Here is a 459-nt window from a genome sequence, read left to right as displayed (position 1 = left end):
TGTTTGCCTTATCCCGGATCCATGTTGTGGAACCTGTTTCAACGGCCAGATGTTGTGCAAGTGTTGAGCTGGTGAGAGTTAATCCAGTTTTTTGCTTTTCCCCCCGGCAATGCACTACGCGGTGTTCAGTTGCCCTGGCTATGACGCAGGATGTTGTTTTATGGGGATGGATATATGTGCTGTCTGTAGCTTGTATAGCAATGTTGCCTGTAGAGATCACTTCAAGAGGTTGTGATTGAATAGAGCGGATTGGTTGACTTTTGACTTTTACTGCAGAGGCGCCAGATGAAGAAAGGCCGATCGCCATGCAGAGACTGGTGACAACAAAGTTCAGCCTGAAGACCATTCTCTTTCTCCTGATCTGTTGCACCATACAGTCCGTAATCTATCAGGGTATAGTTGTACACATTCCTTTCACATTGCGATGTGTGCGCTGGTGCCTGGTGAGATTACCGGATG

The 459-nt window shown here is 47.3% G+C and carries 1 protein-coding gene; it reads right to left on the bottom strand.

Going from position 1 to position 459, the window contains the following annotated elements:
- A partial coding sequence (locus E1189_RS24375; RefSeq protein WP_230459844.1) for a hypothetical protein occupies positions 1-373 on the bottom strand: 373 nt, incomplete at its 3' end.
- Between the last annotated feature and the right edge of the window lie 86 nt (positions 374-459).

It is taken from the genome of Parendozoicomonas verongulae (assembly GCF_009711465.1).
In the GTDB taxonomy this organism is placed as follows: Bacteria; Pseudomonadota; Gammaproteobacteria; order Pseudomonadales; family Endozoicomonadaceae; genus Sansalvadorimonas; species Sansalvadorimonas verongulae.
Note: the sequence above shows the minus strand (reverse complement) of the source record. Positions and strands in the feature narration are given on the sequence as shown.